The organism is Rhodococcus sp. HNM0569 (genome assembly GCF_012726205.1).
GTDB lineage: Bacteria > Actinomycetota > Actinomycetes > Mycobacteriales > Mycobacteriaceae > Rhodococcus_F.
Genome location: NZ_JAASAE010000003.1, coordinates 361056 through 380251, shown reverse-complemented (window position 1 = coordinate 380251; position 19196 = coordinate 361056). Strand labels below are relative to the sequence as shown.

Here is a 19196-nt window from a genome sequence, read left to right as displayed (position 1 = left end):
CCTCTCGTGTGGTCAGCGACGGAGTGCGCCGCTGGCGTCGAATTGTGCTTCGCGGCCCTGCATCTGGGCCCTGTACCAGTTCTCGCGATGCGCAACCATGATCTTCTCGTGCACGCGCGCGACGCCGGGAACGAACCGGCGCGCGAGTTCCACCGCCGTGACGAGGGGGAAGCGCACGATCGGGATCACCATCCACGGCAGGACCGTGGGCATCGAGTACTTGCGTCGGGTGCCGGGTGCCATGAACATCGCGGAGTACACCGAGTTGATGCGGTAGTTGTAGGCCTCGCGCAACCGCGTGAGTCCGCGGTGTCCGTCGCGCGGCGCGAACGCCTTCGGGTACGACTCGATGAGCTCCTTGCCGTACTCGCCCGAGTCGTGCGAGCGCGACACGACCGTGGTCATGAGCGCGCGCACGCTGTCGCCGATGGTCTCGGGGTACCACGACATACGCACGCCCAGTAGATATCCCATGTACTTCTGGAAGTGGATCAGCGCGCGGATCTCCCGGGGCGTCGTGTGGTACCCGAGCGTCCACAGCCCGATGCCGGGCGTGACACTGCCTGCGATGAGGGTGAGCAGCATGTACGTCTGGCTGATCGGCAGCCCCCACTTGGCGCTGTCCCACTCGGCGTGGCCGGCGACGCGGGCCCGCACCGACACGTGCATCACGCGGACCTTGAGTGCGGTCGCCCGACCACGCGAGCCCGGCGTCAGCAGGGCACCCGGCTCGGACACGTCCATCCAGAACCGGCACGTTTCGAGGAACCGGCGCAGCGCGTTGTCGCCCGCGTAGCCGCCGGCGAGCGACAACGGCGTCGCGACAGCCGATTCCGTGTAGATTTCGAGTGTCTCCGCACCGGCGAAGCTGAACAGCATCGTGCCCCAGCGTCGCCAGACGGCCGCGCCTTCCTCGACGAGTTCGGGTCGCACCCAGTCCGGCACGGTGTCGAATTCGGCGAACAGCGCCCGCATCGCCTCGGGGGCGTCGGGCACGGCGTCGATACCGCCCGTGAGTGCCAGTTCGAGCATCTCGCGGCCGCGTTCGGCGCCCGGTCCACCGTGATACACCTCGTCGACGAAGCGCTCCGCCGTCGGATCGCCGCTGTACAGGTCGTTGCACAAGGCGCGGGCCTGTTCGTCGCTGGGGAGGAGATCGAATCCCGTGAGCGCGCGAACCGCACGGCGCAACCGCCGCACGCGCGGCGACCTACTCGCCTGCCAGTACGGAAAGGCGCTCGGGCACCGCTCGACCGGGCCGGTGGAGTCGAGTCGGTCGGTCGTGTCGCTGCTTGTCATGTCACCGTCCGATACTTCAGCATCATGTCGTGGTCCTCGTGATCGAGAATGTGGCAGTGCCACACGAATCCCTGTAGTTCGCCGGGACTCTCGTCGGCGCCGTGTTCGTGGTGCGGGTCGTGCCCGTCGTGGCCATCGGCGTCAGGGCCACGGAACGTCGCGTCCGGGTCGAACCCGAGCTCGTCGGCCGTCGGGAAGTACGCGACGATGCGCGTAACCGAGTTCGGATCGCAGATGACGGTGTCCTTGAAGCCCGTCTCCCACGCTTCGGGCCCGTGCGGCACATCGACGACGTACGGGTCGGGGTCGGGTGTCCACTTGATGCCCAGCGGCGGCTGCGGCTGGCGCGCACACATCGCCAGCGTGTCGATCGCATGCCGTTCGACCACGCGGAAGTGCACCAGGTGCAGGTGAATCGGGTGCGGGTCGGGCGTCGCGTTGACGATGTTCCACTGTTCGACCGTGCCCTGCCGGGGCATCTCGATGTCATCGCTCGCGAACGTGAGGTTGTTGAGCGACATGATCGACGGGGGCAGCCGCACGTCACTCGGTTGACTCAGCGACACAGTGCGCACGTGGTCGGCTCGCGGAACCGGCCCGACAGCGGGCGGCAGACCGGGCCCGCTGCGCAGCGCGTGCGGCACGCCGCCGGTGTGCCCCCGGCCGCTGTCGACGTCGAAGCGCAGAAACACCGGCATGTGCACGGCGCCGATCTGCGCGGCCTGCGGCGCGGCAGGCTCACTGTTGCGCAGCTCGACGCTTTCCCCCGGTGCGAGTTCGCCGAAATCGACCAGCACGTCGACGCGTTCGCCCGGCGAGAGCCGCACCCGGGTGGTGGGCGCGGGTGCGTCGAGCAGACCGCCCTCCATGCCGACGACCCAGAACCGCATGTGGTTCGAGAAGTGCAGGTCCCACACGCTGAACGATGCCGCGTTGAGGATGCGCAACCGGTAGAGGCCACGCGCGACACGCGTGTACGGCCAGATCTTGCCGTTGACGACGCCGACGTCGCCCACCGCGCCGCCCTCCCACCGGCCTTGCGGCACGATGGGCGTGGAACGGATGCTCTGCGAGCCGTCGGAGTTCACGATCTTCTCCTGCAACACCAGTTCGAGTTCGAACTCGCCGCTCGGCAGGCCGAGCGGATTGGCCGCCTCGCCGGTGTCGAACTCGTCGCGGAGCACGTACACGCCGGCCAGGCCTGCGTGGGCGTTCAGGCGCGTCATCGCCATCGCGTGGTCGTGGTACCACAGCATCGTGGCGTCCTGCCGGTTCGGGAACCGGTAGGTCATACCCTGGCCCGGCCGCGAGATCTGTTGCGGGTGACCGTCGAATTCGGGTGGCGTGACGCCACCGTGCAGGTGCATCGACGTGGGCACGTCGGTGCGGTCACGCTCGGAGAGCCCGTGCAGCGACGTGTCGACGTCGGCCGCGAACGGGTGGGCGGTGATGCGGTTGCGGTACTCGACGGTGGTGGGGACACCACGTTGCGCGGTGACGACCGGCCCCAGATAGGAGCAACCGCCGTACGCGAGTGCCGCGCCGGGGGCGAGATCGCGGTGGAACCGGTGCGTGGTGCTGGTTGCGTCGAGGGTGTGCGCGGTGCCGTCGAGCCGCGGCAGGCGGGGAAGCTCGTCGACGAACGGTTCGAGAGGCGGCGAGTGGAACAGCAGTGGCCGCGAGACGTCGGGACCGTCGGCGAAGGCGCGGCCTCCGAGTAGCAGACCTGCCCCCGAACCCGCGGCCAGACCCGCGAGAAGTGTTCTGCGACTGAACTTTCGCATGGACCGAAACTCCCCCTGCCGGCAGGCCGGAGCACCGTGGGTGCGTGACGCACGCCACAATACCATACGGTATGGTGTGGTCAACCGCTGTGCGCACTTCACGAGTCCCCGCACGCCTGTTTCACTCACGGGGGTGGACGCACAGCCGACGCGAGGAGACAATGCCGTGGTGCAGCGACCGGCGAACGACAGATCGGCCAACGGCAGATCGCCCAGCGGCAGATCGGCCGGCAGCAAGCAGGCCGGCGACAAGGGCCGCCAGCGCCTCACTTTCGACGACTGGACCGAGGCAGGCCTGACCCTCCTCGTGACCGAAGGGGTCGGCGCCGTCAAGATCTCGCGGCTGTGCGACGACCTCGGTGTCACGAAAGGCAGTTTCTACTGGCACTTCTCGGACATCGACGACCTCATGAAGGCCATCGCGACGCGCTACACGTCGCAGGACAACGACGCCGCACGCGGCCTCACCAGCCTCGAGGATCTGCCGGCTCGCGAACGGCTCGCCCGCATGGCGACGATGCTCGTCGACGACCGCGCCTGGTCGGCCGAGGCCGCCGTGCGCGACTGGGCCCGCACAGATCCCACGGTCGCCGACTCGATCCGTGCGCTCGACCAGCGCATCATGGCGGTCGTCGAGAAGGCCTTCGGCGAACTCGGCTTCGACGACGAGCAGGCCCGGCTACGCGCGGGCGCGCTCGTCTACGCGGGCATCGGATTCGTGTACGGGCGCGACAGTCTCCCGAGCCCGACGGTCGCCGAGATCCAGCAGGTCATCGAGATCCTGTCGCGGCGCTGACATCGGCCTGCGCGCGTCTCACCGCACGACGGGCATGACCTTGCTCTCGAACAGTTCGATGCCCGACGTGTCGTACGCAGCCTCGGGGAAGTAGAAGATGCCGTACCCCAAGCCCTGCTCCTTCAGCGCCAGCAGGTTCTCGGCGATCTGCTCGGGAGTCCCGACGCCCGGCAGCCCGCGATAGGCGGCGAGTTGGGCCTGCGCGGCCTCCTCGCCGACATACGGCACCTGTCGCGCCACGAGATCCTGCAACCGCTGCTCGACCTCGCGCTCGGTGGTGCCGATCGCGACGTTGTAGTTCGCCGAACGCACGATGCGGTCGAAGTCCGTCCCGACCTGTGCGCAGTGCTCGCGCAGCACCTCCGACTTGTGCGCGAACGCCTCGGGCGTGCCGTCGAAGTTCGTGTAGTTCGCGTACTTCGCCGCGATCTTCAACGTCACCTTCTCGCCGCCGCCGGCGATCCACAGCGGGATGCCGCCGTCCTGCAACGGCAGCGGCCGCACGATCGCGCCGTCCACCTGGTAGTACTCGCCGTCCAACGTCGCCGAGCCGGTGGTCCACGCCTGCTTCATGATCTGCACGCCCTCGTCGAGCCTGCCGAGGCGCACCTTCGCCGACGGGAAGCCGTACCCGTACGCCCGCCACTCGTGCTCGTACCAGCCGCCGCCGATGCCCATCTCGACACGCCCGCCCGACACCAGATCGACCGTCGAAGCGACCTTCGCGAGATAGGCCGGGTTGCGGTAGCTCATCGCTGTGCACATCTGCCCGAGGCGCACGCTGTCGGTGACCGCCGCGAACGCGGACATCAGCGTCCACGCCTCATGCGTGGCCTCCTCGGTGGGCGCGGGCACGGTGTGGAAGTGGTCGTACACCCACAGCGAATCCCACCGATGGGTGTCGGCATGCAGCGCGAGCTGCTTCATGGTGCGCCACTGGTCCTCGGGGGCGACACCGACCAGATCGAGTCGCCAGCCTTGCGGGATGAACAGTCCGAATCGCATGTACACGAACCTACCCCGCGCGGTGCGCGGTGCCCTGCGCGAAGCGGTTCCCGACGTCGTCGAGTCCGTAGTGACCGCGCAGCGTCGAGGCGGTGTACTCGCGCCGGAACAGCCCGCGATCCTGCAGGATCGGCACGACGCGGTCGACGAAGTCGTCGAGCCCGCCCGGCAGATAGGGCGGCATGATGTTGAAACCGTCGGCCGCTCCTTCGGCGAACCACGTGGTCAGCTCGTCGGCCACCTGCTCGGGCGTGCCCGCGAACGTCCGGTGGCCGCGTCCGCCGCCGAGCTTGCCGATCAACTGGCGCACCGTGAGCGACTCGGACGACGCGAGATCCTTCACGAGTGCGTAGCGGCTCTTGTTGCCCTCGATCGCGTCGAGCGGCGGCAAAGGCGGCAGCGGGGCGTCGAGCGCGTGCGCCGTGAGGTCGACGCCGAGCATCGTGGACAACTGCCGCAGTGAGTACTCCGGTGAGATCAGGTCGGTGAACGACTGCTCGAGTTCCTTCGCCTCCGCCTCGGTGTCCGCGATGAACGGCACGATGCCCGGAAGCACCTTCAGTTCGTGCTCGGCGCGACCGTAGCGGCCGAGCCTGCCCTTGAGATCACGGTAGAACGCCCGTCCCTGATCCAGGGTGCGCTGTGCAGTGAAGACGGCCTCGGCGTAGCGCGCCGCGAACTCCTTGCCGTCTTCGGACGACCCGGCCTGCACCAACAGCGGCCGACCCTGCGGCGAGCGCGGCGAGTTGAGCGGACCGCGCACCCGGAAGTGCTCGGACTCGTGCTCGAGCGTGTGCACGCGGTTGGGGTCGGCGTAGACACCGGACTCCACGTCGAGTGTCAGTGCGCCTTCCTCCCACGAATCCCACAACGCGAGGGCCACTTCGAGGAACTCCTGCGCTCGGGCGTAGCGGTCGCGGTGCAGCGGACGGTCGGCGAGACCGAAGTTGGCGGCCTCGTCGGCACCCGCCGATGTCACGATGTTCCAGCCGGCACGGCCACCGCTGATGTGGTCGAGCGAGGTGAACTTGCGGGCGAGCGAGTACGGGTCGCTGTAGGTGGTCGACGCGGTGGCGATCAGGCCCACGTGCTCGGTGGCGGCGGCGATCGCCGACAGCAGAGTCACCGGCTCGAACACCGCCTGTGCGTTGTGCTTGATGCGCGGACCCACCGCGAGCCCGTCGGCGAAGAAGACGGAGTCGAGACGGCCCCGCTCGGCGATGCGGCCGAGTTCCTGGAAGTGCGCCGCGGAATGGACGCGTGCGGCGTCGGTGCGCGGATGGCGCCACGCTGCCTCATGGTGTCCGACCCCCATGAGAAAGGCGTTGAGGTGAAGTTGCTTCGGTGTGTCGACCATGGTGTGTGTCACCCCTGTTCTGTGCTGCGCCAGCGCGACAGACGTCGTTCGACCGCGACGAGCACGAAGTTGAGCGCGGTGCCCAGGACGGCGATCGTGACGATGCCGGCGTACATGTTCGGTATCTGGAAGTTCAGTTGCGATGCGGTGATGAGGTAGCCGAGGCCGGCCTTGGCGCCGGTCATCTCGGCGGCGATCAGCACGAGGATCGACGCGGCCGCGGCCATCCGAACGCCGGTGAAGATCGTCGGCGCCGCCGCAGGCAGTACGACCTTCTGGAACAGTCGCAGCGGCGAGAGCCCCAGCGACGCCGCGGACTTGATCAGCAGCGGGTCGACGGTACGCACCCCGGAGATCGTGTTGAGCAGGATGGGGAATGTGCACGCGTAGATCACGAGCGCGATCTTGGACTGCTCGCCGATGCCCAGGATCAGTACGAACACCGGCAGCAATGCGAGCGCCGCGGTGTTGCGGAACAGCTCGAGGATCGGGTTCAGGAAGTCCGACACCGGGCGGTACCACGCGAGCGCGATGCCCAGCGGGATCGCGACCACGACGGCGATCGCGAACCCGACGAGCGCGCGCGTGAGGCTCGCCGATGCGTTCGACCACAGCTGGCCGTTGCCGGCGAGCGTGACGAGCGCGTCGACGACTGTCGAAAAGGGTGGCAGGAAGACCTCGTCGACGAGACCGGCACGCGGCGCGATCTCCCACAGTCCGAGCAGTGCGAGGATCGGCAGTACCGGTTTCGCGATGCGCCACAACCTCGCCCGGGTGCGGGCCGAAGTGCGCGGCGGCGCCGGTGCGTGCTCGGCAGGTGACGACGTGCGCGTTGCGGGACGTTCGGTGGTGAGCACACTAGCCATGGGAGAGCACCTCTTTCGCTGGAAGGCCGACGGTCGGATCGCCGTCGCGACGCTCGGCTTGCTCGGAGCGTTCGACTTCACCGTGCAGCAGGGTCCAGATGCGGTGCCGGTGTTCGCGGAACTGTTCACTCGACCGCACGTCGTCGTGCCCACGGTCGATGTCGACGTCGACGAAGGTCTTGATCCGACCGGGCCGCGCGCTGAGCACGGCGACTCGTTCTCCGAGATAGACCGCCTCGTCGATGCTGTGGGTGATGAACACGATCGTTTTGCCGGTCGCCTTCCGGATCCGTAGCAACTCGTCCTGCAACGATTCGCGGGTCTGCGCATCGAGAGCGGCGAACGGCTCGTCCATGAGCAGCACTTCCGGGTCGTATGCGAGGCTGCGCGCGATCGCGACGCGCTGCTTCATGCCGCCGGACAGCTCGTGCGGGTAGTGGTCGCCGAAACCGTGCAGGCCGACCAGTTCGAGGTACTCGTCGGCGATTACCCGGCGCTCGCCGCGCGGAACGCCCTTCGCCTCGAGACCGAACTCGATGTTGCGCCGCGCACTGCGCCACGGCAGCAGAGCGTACTGCTGGAAGACGATGCCACGGTCGAGCCCCGGGCCGTCGACGGGTGCGCCGTCGAGCAGGATCCGCCCCGACGTCGGTGTGCTGAGCCCGCCGAGGAGGTCGAGCAGTGTCGACTTGCCGCACCCGCTGGGGCCGACGAGCACGAGGAACTCGCCCTCGCGCACCGACAGGTCGATTCCGTCGACCGCGGTGAACGGTGCCCCTTCGCGGCTCGCGAACTGTTTCGTGACGGACTGGATTTCGAGTTTGGGACGATCGAGTGCGAGTGTCATCGGTTCTCCTCCCCCGGCTCGCCGTCGGGGCCTGCGTCGGGCGCGTACGTCCCGTTCGCGTACGGGTTGAATTCGTTGGTGTAGAGGTCTTGCGGCGTCAGCGCGCCCGCCTCGAGCTCGCCGTTGCGCACCAACCAGTCGATCCAGAGGCTGAACTCCTCGTCGCTGATCGCACCCCCGGGTTGCGCGACGCTGCTGCTCTTCCAGTAGCCGACGAGGTCGATGTTCTCGTTGCGGCCACGTTCGGTGATGATCGTGCGATAGCGGTCGATCACGACGTCGCGCGGCTGCGTCTGCGCCCAACGAATCGCTCGCGCCGTGCCCTGCACGAAGTCGGCCACCGCGTCGCGATTGCGTTCGATGAAGTCGTCCCGGAACACGATGTCCCCGTAGGTGAACGCCCCGAACAGTGATTCGTCGGTGAACAGCGGACGGAGCCCGCCGCGCTCGAGCGCGCTGTCACGGAAGACCGATCCGAGGGTGCCCACGTCGATCTGTCCCTGACGCAGCGCCTGTTCGGTGTTGACGGGCGGCACGACGATCAGCTCGACCTGCGCGATCTCGTCCGGCGTGAGCCCCTCTCGCGCAAGCCATTCGCGGACGACGAACTCGTGGTGCGCGCCGAGCGTGTTCATCCCGACCTTCTTGCCGATCAGGTCGCGCGCCGATCTGATCGGGCTGCCGTCGAGCACGTAGTAGCCGTTGAACGTCTCGGCGTCGGATCCGTAGTAGCCGACGACCGACGTGATGGGGGCGCCGCCCGCCGCGAGCTTGGTGATCGCGCCGTTGAACGCACCACCGAACTCGGTTTCGCCGGTCGCGGCGTTCTGGATGCTCTGCGGTCCGCTCGTCTGGTCGCCGATCCACTCGAGCGACACCTTGTCGAAATAGCCGAGGTCCGCGGCGAGCTCCGGGTACACGACCTGGCTCGAAGTACCCTCGTAGCGAAGGACGGTGCGCCCGTCGGCGGTCTTCTCGGCCTGACCGGCACCCGAACACGCCGCGGTCAGGCCGGTGACGGAGAGCAGCGCGGTGGCTGCTGCCAGGGTTCGGACGAGACGCGTTCGGATCATCGGTCTGCTTTCGGTGCGGAGGCCGGCAACTACAGCGGCCGGACAGTGCGACCGCACGACGGGATTGCCGTGCGACCGCGCTGACGCTACGGCCGGCGCAGCACACTCGAAACAGTTCGAGACAGCACGATTTTTATCGCGAGACGGGGGACCTCACCGCTGGTATCCACCACGCATGTCGTCGACGATGCGCGGGTGGTCGAGTGTCGACGGCTCCAACTCGAGCGGCGGCCGGTCACGCGGGAACGCACCTGCGGTAGCGAGCGTCGTCTCGTCGAGGAAGCGCAGTTCGGGTGCGCCGCGGGGAATCTCGAGAGCCGGCGGCTGGTCGCTCGCGTCGGCGAGCACGAACCCCCAGTCACCGAAGCTGGGCACGTACACGTGGTAGGGGGTGACGGCGAGCCCCACCGATCGCACCGACGACACGGTGCGCCAGAACGCATTCGGTGTCGAGTACGGGCTGCCTGCCTGCACGACCATCTGCCCGTTCGGGGCCAGCACCGACGACGCGAGCCCGTAGAACTCGGTGGAGTACAGCCGGCCCAGCGCCGGGGTGTCGGGATCGGGCAGGTCGACCACGACGGCGTCGAATCCGGGCCCCGCTTGTCCACGCAGCCATTGGAACGCGTCGTCGATCACGACGTGCACGCGCGGATCCTCCAGTGCACCACCATTGAGCGGAGCCAGCGTGGTGTTCGCAAGGCCGATCACGGCGGGATCGAGCTCGACCTGCACGATCTCGCGCACATCGGTGCGCAGCAGCTCACGGGCCGCGAGACCGTCGCCGCCACCGAGCACGAGCACACGCTGAGGATCCCGTGACAGCACCGGGTACACAAGGGATTCGGTGTAGCGATGTTCGTCGACGCTCGAGAACTGGAGGTCGCCGTCGAGGAACAGCCGGGTGTCGTCGCCTCGGCGGGTCACCACGATCTCCTGGTACTGCGAACGCTGAGCCGCCACGATCGGGTCCGTGTACAGCCGTTGTCGCGAGGTGGTCTCGATCTCGGACGAACGGACGAGCAACGCGAGGATCAGGCACGCGGCGACGGTGAGCGCGAGCAGTGCGACGACCCGGATCTTGACGCCGAGGGTGCCGCGCAACAGGATCAGCGCGACGACCGCCGCGGCAGCCAGGTTGACGATGCCGGTGACGGCAGCCCCGCGGATCATGCCGGTGAGCGGCAACAGCACGAACGGCCACAGCAGACCGCCGACGAGGGCACCCGCATAGTCGGCCGCGTTGAGATTCGCGAGGATCTTGCCCGACGACGCCGCGTCGTCTCGCCTGCCCGTCTGCAGCAGTGTCATCAGCAGTGGCACCTCGGCGCCGACGAGCAGACCGATCAGCGCCGTACCCGCGACGAGCAGCGCCGTCGCGGAACCGAGGAAGGTGAACGACACGTACAGCGCGGCGGCGCTGAAGCCGCCGATCAGCCCGAGCAGGATCTCGACGACGACGAAAGTGACCGCCGCGTGCGTGAGGAACGGTTTCGCGACGAGCGCGCCCACACCGAGCGCCGCGACGTAGCCCGCGACGATCATCGACGTCTGCGTGATGCCGCCGCCGACGAGGCTCGCCGACAGCGTGAGCAGCGCGAGCTCGTAGATCAGGCCGCACGCCGCGCACGCCGCGACGGCCGCGAGCAGCACGGCGCGTGCGCGCGACGAGAGCGGGCCCGCCATGGCGGCGGCCCGTTCGGGCAGAGCGACCGTCAAGACAGCGCTGCGGCGTTGACGAGGCCGATCGCCACGAGCGTGGTGCCGACGGCCCACGCGGCGCCGCACATCTTCGTCTCGCCTACGAGCTCGACGAGCCGACCGGGCAGGACCAGATTCATCCCGGCGAGCGCGATGGCCTGCAGGATGACCCCGACCAGGCCGTAGACCGCGGAATCCACGAGGCCCTGTGCGAACCCGTCGGAACTGGTCCAGATCGCGGTGACGACGACGATCGCGAGCGCGAGATGGTTGGCGCCCAGGATGATCGCGGCATTGGGGTTCTTGTCGACGTACACCTGGTGGCGCAGATTGCCCGGCGTCAGGACGTCGAGTACCAGGAAGCCGCCGCTGAGGACGAGGAGCCCGACGACGAAGTACGCGAGCGTGCCGAGGACTCCCCCGGCGACCTCGCCGATGTCGACTCGCCCGAGTTCGGTTGCCGCGGCCAGCACGGTCGTGTTCACGTGTTCTCCTGAATGTCGTATCGGTGGGGCCCTGATTTCGTATCGGGTGTGTCGGCTCTCCCGGGCTACTTCGCGCTTCCGCTGCCGCCGCTGCCCGCGGAGCCGCCCGCAGGTGACCCGGGCGTGAAGCCCGGGCCGAGGTAGGCGAAACCGCCACTGCGGTAATTGCCGTCGATGTCCTCGACGCGGATCGTGCTGCCGCCGCCCGCGGCAGCACTGACGGTCACGATGTCGTCGTCGTAGCGCAGGTATTCGTTGCCGCCGTCGGCCTTGCGTGCGGCGGGCGCCTTCTTACCGACGATGGAGGCCACGGTGGTGCCGATCGGGTCGCGCGACGAGTAGGTGGCGGTGTCGCCGGAGGTGTTCGTGAGGGTGTAGGTGTCGTCGATGTAGCCGCGCACCTGACTGCCGCACGCGGTGGCGAGGAGCGCGACGAGCGCCAGTGCGCTCACCGCGCACACCCGCTTCACGGTGCCCACCTGCTGTGCGTCGTCACGATGTCCCCTCCTGTCGGTTGCGGATACAGGTGCCACGTCTGCCAGCGGAGTTCGCCGTCCGCTGCGATCGTGGCGGTGAGCGCGGTGAGCGCGTCGTCGCCGGGGAAGGCGCCGCACACCCAGGCGTCGTCCGTGGCCCTCGCCCGGAGTTCGGCTGCGGTCTCGGCGAATGCGTCCGGTTCGACCGACCGGATCTGCGACGTGAAGCGGTAGGCACCGGCGGCCTTCGTGCGCGGAAGCGGTTCGCCGCCCCGCGCGAGCGCGTCGCACGACACCTCTTCGACGAGCACAGGCGCACCCGATCCGCCGCCCTCGCCGTGCACACGGACGACGTGCGAAGCTCCGAGCACACCGAGCACCACGGCGCGGCCCGCTCGATCGGCCACTGTCGTCTCGACGAGCGGTGTGGCCGTGGAGTTTCCGAGAACGAGGCCGAGCGCACTCGCCGCGACGTCGCGCGGCTCGATCTCGAGCCGGCGCAGAGTCACTGCGGCGGGCCCGAATGGATCACCGACAGCTCGCCCCGTAGGACCGTGCGGCCGGTCGACACCTCCCACGACTGCGTGCGGGCCCACCGCTCGAACGCGAGCAGTCCGGTCTTGTCGCTCGTCTCGTAGTCCGCGTAGTCGACCGTGCCGGACGGCGCGGTGCCCGTGGTGCCTTCGGCGGTGAACTGCGCGGTGCCGCGTTCGATCCGGCGGTACACGCGGTCGTCGAGCACGACGTCTCCCTCCGGCTCGAGCCCGGTGCCCTCGCGACGCATCCACAGCGTCATGTCGAGATCACCCTCGTCGTTCTCGACCGTGAGCCACCGCTTGCCGGTCGAGCCGTCGAGCAGGTGCTCGTGCCACACGTAGCCGTCTTCGTTCAGCGTGATGGTGCCGCGCACGACGTGATCGATGCCCGCGTACGTGATGATGTCGCCGACGCCGATCTTGTACGGGTCGTAGGCCTCGGGATAGTCGGCGAGCGGGTCCCGGCGCGGTGCGGGCGCCGGGTTCGACCCGCGGCTGCGGGCGAGCACGAATACGACGACGCCGATCACCACGACCAGCACGATCACGATTGTCAGAACGGTCATCCGTGTCCCCTCGCCTCCGCGTCACACGCCCGCGCCGGGCGCGTCGGATGGGCCGCACGTCCCCACCCCGGACGCCGACAGTACTGGTAACGCGCTGCCCAGCGGAAACCACCCGGTCGTCCACCGCAGGCGCACCGACGGCCCTGCACCGCCGGAGGCCGACTACCCTGCACTTATGTCCGAATCGCCGTCCTCCCGCACGGTCACGCGGCTGCGGCCGTTCACGTCCACGATCTTCGCCGAGATGACGGCGCTCGCGACGCGGACGGGCGCGATCAACCTGGGGCAGGGCTTCCCCGACACGGACGGTCCCGCGTCTCTGCTCGACGCCGCATGCCACGCGATCCACGACGGCCGGAACCAGTACGCACCCGGGCCGGGTGTCCCGGAACTGCGCGAGGCGATCGCTGCCGATCGGGCACTGCGGTACGGCATCGAGTCGGATCCCGACGACGAGGTCCTCGTGACGGTCGGTGCCACCGAGGCGATCGCCGCCGCGATCGTCGGCCTCGTCGAGCCCGGCAGCGAAGTCGTGCTGATCGAGCCGTACTACGACTCGTACGCGGCGGCTGTCGCGATGGCAGGCGCGACGCGGCGCACGGCCACGATGGTCACCGACGGCGACGGCTTCGCGCTCGACGTCGATTCGCTCCGTGCGGCGGTCACCGACCGGACTGCGATGCTCGTAGTGAACACGCCGCACAATCCGACCGGCGCGGTCTACACCGACGACGAGTTGCGCGCGATCGCCGAGATCGCCGTCGAACACGACCTGATCGTGCTCAGCGACGAGGTGTACGAACACCTCACCTTCGACCGCCCCCACGTTCCGCTCGCCCAGTTGCCCGGCATGCGCGAGCGCACCGTCACGGTCTCGAGCGCGGGCAAGACGTTCAGCGTCACCGGCTGGAAGATCGGGTGGGCCTGCGGGCCCGCAGAGCTCGTGGCGGGAGTGCGCGCGGCCAAGCAGTTCATGTCGTTCACGGCGGGCTCGGCGTTGCAGCCGGCCGTCGCGCACGCGTTGCGACACGAGATGCCGTGGGTCGCGGCGCTGCGCGACGACCTCGCCCGCAAGCGCGACATCCTGCACGGCGCGCTCTCCGACGCGGGACTGCGCGTCATGTCCGGCGGCGGCACGTACTTCCTCTGCGCCGACATCGGTCCGCTCGGGGAAGACGACGGCGACGCCTTCTGCCGGTCGCTGCCCGAACGTGTCGGCGTCGCCGCGGTGCCGCTCGCCGCGTTCACCGACCACCCGGGTCGATGGAACCACATGGTGCGCTTCGCATTCTGCAAGCGTGACGACGTCCTCGCCGATGCGGCGCGGCGACTGAAGGCGCTGCGGGGAGCCTGACCGTGACCGAGCGCATCATCCCGGCCGACTTCGTGCGTCGCGCGCTTGCGTTGTCACGCCGCCGCGGGGTCGATCTCGACGACGCGGCCCACGCGGCAGGCATCACGGACGCACAGCTGGCCGACCCGCTGACCCGGCTCACCCCGGCCCAGGTGACCGCGTTCACGCAGAACGTGTGGGCCGTCACCGACGACGAACTGTTCGGCCTCGCCTCGGCACCGGTGCGGCGCGGCACCTTCCGCGTGGTGTGCCTGACCCTCATCCACTCCCCCGACCTGCGTTCGGCACTCGTCCGCATGTCCGACGTGATGCGCGCGCTACCCGCGCTTCCGATGTTGCAGGTGGAGCCGAAGGAACGCACCACGCGCATCACCATCGTGATGGATCCGGTCGACGAGTCCGAGGACGCGCTCGAGGCAACCCGCGTCATCACCGACTTCCTGCTGATCCTGCTGCACCGTTTCGCCGCGTGGCTGATCGGTCGTCGTGTCCAGCTGCACGCGGTGGAACTTCCTTTTCCGCAGCCTGTTCCGCAGTTGGCGAGCAACTACGACCACATCTTCGGCGCCCCGGTCACATTCGGCTGCAAGTATCCGGCACTCGAATTCGACAGCGTGATCCTGCGGGCACCCATCATCCAGACCGAGGACACTCTCGAGGAGTATCTGCGACGCTCGCCGACACAACTGCTCTCCGAGCGCGACTACGACAGCACCGCTGCGGCACAGGTACGACGCGTGCTCGAGCACGGAGTCAAGGGCCGTACGTCCACCGCGGAGGAGATCGCGGAGACGCTGTCGATCAGCGTGCCGCACCTGCGGCGGCTCCTGCGTCAGGACGGCACGTCGCTCAACCAGATCCGCGAGGAGGTGTTGCGCGACACCGCGACTGCCGCACTGGGGCGCGGCGAGAGCGTCGAGGTGCTGTCGCGACGGCTCGGCTTCTCCGAACCGAGCGCCTTCCGCCGCGCGTTCAAGCGCTGGACCGGCACGACACCCAGTTCGTATCGCTGACACACTCGCTCAGGCGGCCCCGGGCCTCGTGCGGTCCGACGCCAGGAACACCGCCGCCGTGCCGAGTGCAGTGGCGGTGAGCCGGCGCTGCAGCCGCTGCCATGCCGGTCGCGCCCGTAATGCTCGCGCGACCGTTCCGGCGGCGAACACGATCGAGGCATTGCCCACGAGTGCGACGCCGATCTGGACCGAGCCGAGCGCAAGGCTCTGCGCCCACACCGCGCCCGCCGTGTCGACGAACTGTGGGATCACCGCCAGGTACATCAACGCGATCTTCGGGTTGAGCAGGTTGGTGACGAGGCCCGATGCGAACAGCCGCGTGCGCGAATGCTCTTCCACCGCCCCGTCGTTCACCGGGTCGACGGTGCCGCGCACAGTCTTCCATGCCAGCCACGCCAGATAGCACACGCCGGCGACGCGCAGCAGGTCGTAGGCGACGGGGACGGCTGCGAACAGCGCGCTCGATCCCGCCGTCGCCGCCACGAGGTAGCACGCGAACCCTGCCGCGACGCCACCGAGCGAGACGAGGCCCGCACGGGTTCCCTGAGAGACCGTGCGGGACAACAGGTACAGCATGTTCGGACCCGGCGTGAGCACCATGCCGAGCGAGAGGAGCGCCATCGCGAGCGCCGCGGAAGAGTCGATCATGCTGCCACCGTGCCGGGGCGCCCCCCCGAGGTGTCGCGGTCCAGTCGCGCGCGGCTGGCCCGGGTGAACTGTCCAGTCGCGCGCGGCTGGCCCGGGGGAACTGTCCAGTCGCGCGCGGCTGGCCCGGGTGAACTGTCCAGTCGCGCGCGGCTGGACCGTCGGCCGTGCCTGCACATCGGTGGACCACCCCACCGCGACGCGCCCGTGCGATACGGTCGCGCCAGGACCTCCCGCTGCCATCGCCTCCGGGCGCCGCACGGCCGATTCGCACGCCTGCACGCGGCGCGACACGGGCCGATTTCGACTTCGCCGGATCGGTTGCATTCGGGGACGACCAGTGGGAACGTCGGAGGATGTAACCGTTGTCGAGTCCGAAAGGGTGAAGCACGAGATATGCGCACGGCAGTCGCCGACAAGTACCCCACGCGGGATCGTGAAGAATGCAGCATCGCCGTCCGAAAGGATCCGGTGGTCTGGGGTGACGCCCGGCAGGGCCCTCTCCGCAAGGACGAGGTGCTCGAGTACGAGCGTCGCGGATTCCACACGACGGAGTCCATTGTTCCGGCTCAGGACGTGTTCCGGCTGGTCGACGAGATGACTCGATTGGCGAGTGCCGAAGAACTCCGGCACGACGAGCGCGTGGTGCGCGAAAACGGTAACGGCGCAGTTCGTTCCGTGTTCGACGTGCACCGGCTCAGCCCGGTGGTCGACGAGATCGTCCGGCGGCCCGAGATTCTCGGCATGGCCCGCCAGATCCTCGGGTCGGACGTGTACATCCACCAGTCGCGACTCAACTACAAGCCGGGCTTCAGCGGCGGCCAGTTCTACTGGCACTCGGATTTCGAGACGTGGCACGCCGAGGACGGCATGCCGGCGCCGCGTGCGGCCAGCATTTCCATCGCGCTGACCGAGAACTACGGCTACAACGGCGGTCTCATGATCATGCCGGGCTCGCACAAGGAGTGGGTCTCGTGCGCGGGCAGGACGCCCGAGGACTACTACAAGCAGTCGCTGACCACGCTCGTGCCGCCCACCGGCTCCCCCGACCGGGACACGCTCACGCGTATGGCCAACAAGTACGGGATCGACATCATGACGGGCCCGGCCGGTTCCGCCACGCTGTTCGATTCGAACGCGATTCACGGCTCGAACGGCAACATCACGCCGTTCTCGCGCTCCAACCTGTTCATCGTGTTCAACAGCGTCGAGAACACTCTCGACGAACCGTTCTCGGCGCCGTCGCCGCGGCCGGACTACCTCGGCAGCCACGACTTCACGCCGTTGCGCTGAGTCTGCACCTCTCGAGTACGCAGCGGTTCCGCTGCGTGGGCTCGACGCATCACGGAAGCGCCCGCGATCTCGTCGCGGGCGCTTCCGTGTGCCGTCACCAGGCAGCTTCACCAGGCAAGTTTCGACCTTTGACGAACACATGTTCGAACAATCGGGTAGTCTACCGGCATGACCGCACCGGCACGACACCACGCCGCCCTCCAGCCGTCGTTGTTCGACGACGCGAGTCAGGGTGTCCGATTCGGGCCGGTCGCACACGCGCGTCGCACGGTTCTCTCGCGCGGCGCGTGGGTCGACGTCCTGCCCGGCTGGCTGACCGGCTCGGACATCCTGTTCGACACCCTCGTGGACGTGGTGCCGTGGCGCACCGAACGCAGACGCATGTACGACCGCGTGGTCGACGTGCCGCGCCTCGTCCGGTTCTACGGCGAACACGCGCCACTGCCCGACCCGCTGCTCGACGACGCGCGGGACGCGCTCAGCTCCCACTACCGCACCGAACTCGGCGAGGACTTCGTCACAGCGGGCCTGTGCTTCTACCGCGACGGGGCCGACAGCGTCGCCTGGCACGGCGACGACACCGGCCGCAGCCGCACCGAGGACACGATGGTCGCGATCCTGTCGCTCGGCAGCGCGCGGCCGCTGCTGTTGCGGCCACGCGGCGGCGGCGAGACGTCGCGGTTCGCGCTCGGGCACGGCGACCTCATCGTCATGGGCGGCTCATGTCAGCGCACGTGGGAGCACTGCATTCCGAAGAGCACGAAGCCGTGCGGCCCGCGCATCAGCGTGCAGTTCCGCACCCACGGCGTGCGCTGACCGCGGCCGTCAGCGCGCGCGCCGTGCGCGGACCGCCTCGGCCAGCCGGTCGAGCTGCGCCTCGGTGGTCGCCCAGTCGAGGCACGCGTCGGTGATCGACTGCCCGTAGGTCAGCGTGTCCGTCTCGCCGAGGGTCAGCTCCTGGCGCCCCGCTTCGAGGAAGCTCTCGAGCATCAACCCGACCACTCCGCGTTCGCCGTTCTCGAGCCGGACGGCGATGTCGGTGACGACGTCGACCTGCTTGTTGTGGTCCTTGCGGCTGTTGCCGTGGCTCGCGTCCACCACCACTCGCTCGGGAAGTCCGGCCTTGCCGAGCCTGGCCAGCGTGTCGGCGACGGTCTGCGCGTCGTAGTTCGGGCCGTCGGTGCCGCCGCGCAGGATCACGTGGCAGTCGGGATTGCCCGCGGTGCGGATGAGCGCGGCCTTGCCGTCGAGATCGGTGCCCGGGAAGACGTGGCTCGCGGCTGCGGCGCGCGAGCCGTCCACCGCGACCTGCACGTCACCCTCGGTCGAGTTCTTGATGCCCACCGGCATCGACAGCGCGCTGCACAGCTGGCGGTGCACCTGGCTCGCGGCGGTGCGCGCGCCGATCGCGCCGTATGTCACGAGGTCCGCGATGTACTGCGGGATCGTGGGATCGAGGAACTCGCATGCGGTGGGCAAGCCGAGACCCGAGATGTCGAGCAGCAGTTTGCGTCCGAGGCGCAGACCGTTGTTGATGTCGAACGTGCCGTCGAGGTGCGGATCGTTGAGCAGGCCCTTCCATCCGAGGGCGGTGCGCGGCTTCTCGAAGTACACGCGCATCACGACGAGAAGGTCGTCACGAAGATCGTCGGCCTTCGCGGCGAGGCGACGCGCGTAGTCGACGGCGGCGACGGGGTCGTGCACCGAACACGGGCCGACGACGACCATGAGACGGTCGTCGACTCCGTCGAGGATGTCGACCGTCGCCGCGCGCCCTGCGCGGACCGTCGCCGAGGCGACGTCGTCCGGCTCGTACTCGGCGCGCACGACGGAAGGCGGTGTGAGCGGGCTGATCGAGACAGTGCGCTGCTCGTCGAGACGCTGGCTCGCCCGCGACACATCGATGCTGCTGGTCATGATTCGGGTTCCTTTTCCAGGCCGACCCGAAAGGAGAATTTCGCAATCCCAGCGAGCCGGTCTCTTTCCGGCTCGGGGTGGATTGTCAGCGCGTGGTTACGCCGACCGACCCACCCGGGGCCGGCCTGCTAAACCAGAAATAGGTCGCTGACACGTCCGCCACTGTACACGAGCGGCGCCGCG

Annotated in this window: 19 protein-coding genes; 5 read left to right on the top strand and 14 right to left on the bottom strand. The window is 68.7% G+C overall.

What is annotated here, in order from left to right; all coding sequences use genetic code 11:
* Window positions 1–12: 12 nt before the first annotated feature.
* Both HCA44_RS06410 and HCA44_RS06405 read right to left on the bottom strand, forming a co-directional pair.
* On the bottom strand, window positions 13–1299 hold the full coding sequence (locus tag HCA44_RS06410) for an oxygenase MpaB family protein (protein ID WP_169647680.1): 1287 nt from the start codon (window positions 1297–1299) through the stop codon (window positions 13–15).
* Complete coding sequence (locus HCA44_RS06405; protein WP_169647679.1) at window positions 1296–3083, bottom strand: multicopper oxidase domain-containing protein; 1788 nt, start codon at window positions 3081–3083, stop codon at window positions 1296–1298. Before HCA44_RS06405 ends, HCA44_RS06410 begins: the two co-directional genes overlap by 4 nt.
* Window positions 3084–3249: 166 nt before the next feature.
* Between HCA44_RS06405 and HCA44_RS20940 the strand changes: the two genes are divergently transcribed.
* The gene (locus HCA44_RS20940; protein WP_346764603.1) at window positions 3250–3879 is read left to right on the top strand and encodes a TetR/AcrR family transcriptional regulator; all 630 of its coding nucleotides are present in this window, start codon (window positions 3250–3252) and stop codon (window positions 3877–3879) included.
* Window positions 3880–3897: 18 nt separating this feature from the next.
* On the opposite strand, the gene HCA44_RS06395 is transcribed toward HCA44_RS20940, so the two are convergent.
* From HCA44_RS06395 to HCA44_RS06350, 10 genes are all read right to left on the bottom strand, one after another.
* Window positions 3898–4884 (bottom strand): LLM class F420-dependent oxidoreductase, encoded by a 987-nt coding sequence (locus tag HCA44_RS06395; protein WP_169647677.1) that lies wholly within the window; start codon window positions 4882–4884, stop codon window positions 3898–3900.
* A gap of 10 nt (window positions 4885–4894) precedes the next feature.
* Complete coding sequence (locus HCA44_RS06390) at window positions 4895–6241, bottom strand: LLM class flavin-dependent oxidoreductase (RefSeq protein ID WP_169647676.1); 1347 nt, start codon at window positions 6239–6241, stop codon at window positions 4895–4897.
* 8 nt (window positions 6242–6249) lie between these two features.
* Window positions 6250–7107, bottom strand: a complete 858-nt coding sequence (locus HCA44_RS06385; RefSeq protein ID WP_169647675.1) for an ABC transporter permease — start codon at window positions 7105–7107, stop codon at window positions 6250–6252.
* The gene (locus HCA44_RS06380) at window positions 7100–7954 is read right to left on the bottom strand and encodes an ABC transporter ATP-binding protein (protein ID WP_169647674.1); all 855 of its coding nucleotides are present in this window, start codon (window positions 7952–7954) and stop codon (window positions 7100–7102) included. The genes HCA44_RS06385 and HCA44_RS06380 overlap by 8 nt, the downstream gene beginning before the upstream one ends.
* Entirely contained in the window at window positions 7951–9027 is a 1077-nt protein-coding gene (locus HCA44_RS06375) for an ABC transporter substrate-binding protein (RefSeq protein WP_169647673.1), read from the bottom strand. The genes HCA44_RS06380 and HCA44_RS06375 overlap by 4 nt, the downstream gene beginning before the upstream one ends.
* Window positions 9028–9180: 153 nt before the next feature.
* Window positions 9181–10713, bottom strand: a complete 1533-nt coding sequence (locus HCA44_RS06370) for a polyamine aminopropyltransferase (RefSeq protein ID WP_169647798.1) — start codon at window positions 10711–10713, stop codon at window positions 9181–9183.
* Between the two features lie 29 nt (window positions 10714–10742).
* Window positions 10743–11213 carry a DUF350 domain-containing protein gene (locus HCA44_RS06365; RefSeq protein ID WP_169647672.1) on the bottom strand — a complete coding sequence of 157 codons (471 nt, stop codon included), beginning with the start codon at window positions 11211–11213 and terminating at the stop codon, window positions 10743–10745.
* A 65-nt stretch (window positions 11214–11278) separates the two neighbouring features.
* Complete coding sequence (locus HCA44_RS06360; protein ID WP_346764602.1) at window positions 11279–11665, bottom strand: DUF4247 domain-containing protein; 387 nt, start codon at window positions 11663–11665, stop codon at window positions 11279–11281.
* Between the two features lie 14 nt (window positions 11666–11679).
* Window positions 11680–12198, bottom strand: coding sequence for a DUF2617 family protein (locus HCA44_RS06355; protein WP_169647670.1), 519 nt, complete (start codon window positions 12196–12198; stop codon window positions 11680–11682).
* Window positions 12195–12791 (bottom strand): DUF4178 domain-containing protein, encoded by a 597-nt coding sequence (locus tag HCA44_RS06350; RefSeq protein WP_169647669.1) that lies wholly within the window; start codon window positions 12789–12791, stop codon window positions 12195–12197. Before HCA44_RS06350 ends, HCA44_RS06355 begins: the two co-directional genes overlap by 4 nt.
* A gap of 175 nt (window positions 12792–12966) precedes the next feature.
* Between HCA44_RS06350 and HCA44_RS06345 the strand changes: the two genes are divergently transcribed.
* Window positions 12967–14145: a pyridoxal phosphate-dependent aminotransferase gene (locus HCA44_RS06345; protein WP_169647668.1), complete on the top strand. Its 1179-nt coding sequence runs from the start codon at window positions 12967–12969 to the stop codon at window positions 14143–14145.
* A gap of 2 nt (window positions 14146–14147) precedes the next feature.
* Window positions 14148–15158 carry an AraC family transcriptional regulator gene (locus tag HCA44_RS06340; RefSeq protein WP_169647667.1) on the top strand — a complete coding sequence of 337 codons (1011 nt, stop codon included), beginning with the start codon at window positions 14148–14150 and terminating at the stop codon, window positions 15156–15158.
* Window positions 15159–15167: 9 nt separating this feature from the next.
* On the opposite strand, the gene HCA44_RS06335 is transcribed toward HCA44_RS06340, so the two are convergent.
* The gene (locus HCA44_RS06335) at window positions 15168–15806 is read right to left on the bottom strand and encodes a LysE family translocator (RefSeq protein ID WP_169647666.1); all 639 of its coding nucleotides are present in this window, start codon (window positions 15804–15806) and stop codon (window positions 15168–15170) included.
* A gap of 393 nt (window positions 15807–16199) precedes the next feature.
* Between HCA44_RS06335 and thpD the strand changes: the two genes are divergently transcribed.
* Window positions 16200–17096, top strand: coding sequence for an ectoine hydroxylase (gene thpD / locus HCA44_RS06330; RefSeq protein WP_169647665.1), 897 nt, complete (start codon window positions 16200–16202; stop codon window positions 17094–17096).
* Window positions 17097–17264: 168 nt separating this feature from the next.
* Window positions 17265–17912: an alpha-ketoglutarate-dependent dioxygenase AlkB gene (locus HCA44_RS06325; protein WP_169647664.1), complete on the top strand. Its 648-nt coding sequence runs from the start codon at window positions 17265–17267 to the stop codon at window positions 17910–17912.
* 9 nt (window positions 17913–17921) lie between these two features.
* Here the strand turns inward: HCA44_RS06325 and HCA44_RS06320 are convergent, their stop codons facing one another.
* On the bottom strand, window positions 17922–19013 hold the full coding sequence (locus HCA44_RS06320; protein ID WP_169647663.1) for a 3-deoxy-7-phosphoheptulonate synthase: 1092 nt from the start codon (window positions 19011–19013) through the stop codon (window positions 17922–17924).
* Window positions 19014–19196: the final 183 nt, after the last annotated feature.

What these genes read in the sequence shown, in the direction of transcription:
- HCA44_RS06410 (WP_169647680.1), bottom strand. Translation starts at nt 1,299, where the DNA reads ATGACAAGCAGCGACACGACCGACCGACTCGACTCCACCGGCCCGGTC.
- HCA44_RS06405 (WP_169647679.1), bottom strand. Translation starts at nt 3,083, where the DNA reads ATGCGAAAGTTCAGTCGCAGAACACTTCTCGCGGGTCTGGCCGCGGGT.
- HCA44_RS06395 (WP_169647677.1), bottom strand. Translation starts at nt 4,884, where the DNA reads ATGCGATTCGGACTGTTCATCCCGCAAGGCTGGCGACTCGATCTGGTC.
- HCA44_RS06390 (WP_169647676.1), bottom strand. Translation starts at nt 6,241, where the DNA reads ATGGTCGACACACCGAAGCAACTTCACCTCAACGCCTTTCTCATGGGG.
- HCA44_RS06385 (WP_169647675.1), bottom strand. Translation starts at nt 7,107, where the DNA reads ATGGCTAGTGTGCTCACCACCGAACGTCCCGCAACGCGCACGTCGTCA.
- HCA44_RS06380 (WP_169647674.1), bottom strand. Translation starts at nt 7,954, where the DNA reads ATGACACTCGCACTCGATCGTCCCAAACTCGAAATCCAGTCCGTCACG.
- HCA44_RS06375 (WP_169647673.1), bottom strand. Translation starts at nt 9,027, where the DNA reads ATGATCCGAACGCGTCTCGTCCGAACCCTGGCAGCAGCCACCGCGCTG.
- HCA44_RS06370 (WP_169647798.1), bottom strand. Translation starts at nt 10,713, where the DNA reads ATGGCGGGCCCGCTCTCGTCGCGCGCACGCGCCGTGCTGCTCGCGGCC.
- HCA44_RS06350 (WP_169647669.1), bottom strand. Translation starts at nt 12,791, where the DNA reads ATGACCGTTCTGACAATCGTGATCGTGCTGGTCGTGGTGATCGGCGTC.
- HCA44_RS06345 (WP_169647668.1), top strand. Translation starts at nt 12,967, where the DNA reads ATGTCCGAATCGCCGTCCTCCCGCACGGTCACGCGGCTGCGGCCGTTC.
- HCA44_RS06335 (WP_169647666.1), bottom strand. Translation starts at nt 15,806, where the DNA reads ATGATCGACTCTTCCGCGGCGCTCGCGATGGCGCTCCTCTCGCTCGGC.
- thpD (WP_169647665.1), top strand. Translation starts at nt 16,200, where the DNA reads ATGCGCACGGCAGTCGCCGACAAGTACCCCACGCGGGATCGTGAAGAA.
- HCA44_RS06325 (WP_169647664.1), top strand. Translation starts at nt 17,265, where the DNA reads ATGACCGCACCGGCACGACACCACGCCGCCCTCCAGCCGTCGTTGTTC.
- HCA44_RS06320 (WP_169647663.1), bottom strand. Translation starts at nt 19,013, where the DNA reads ATGACCAGCAGCATCGATGTGTCGCGGGCGAGCCAGCGTCTCGACGAG.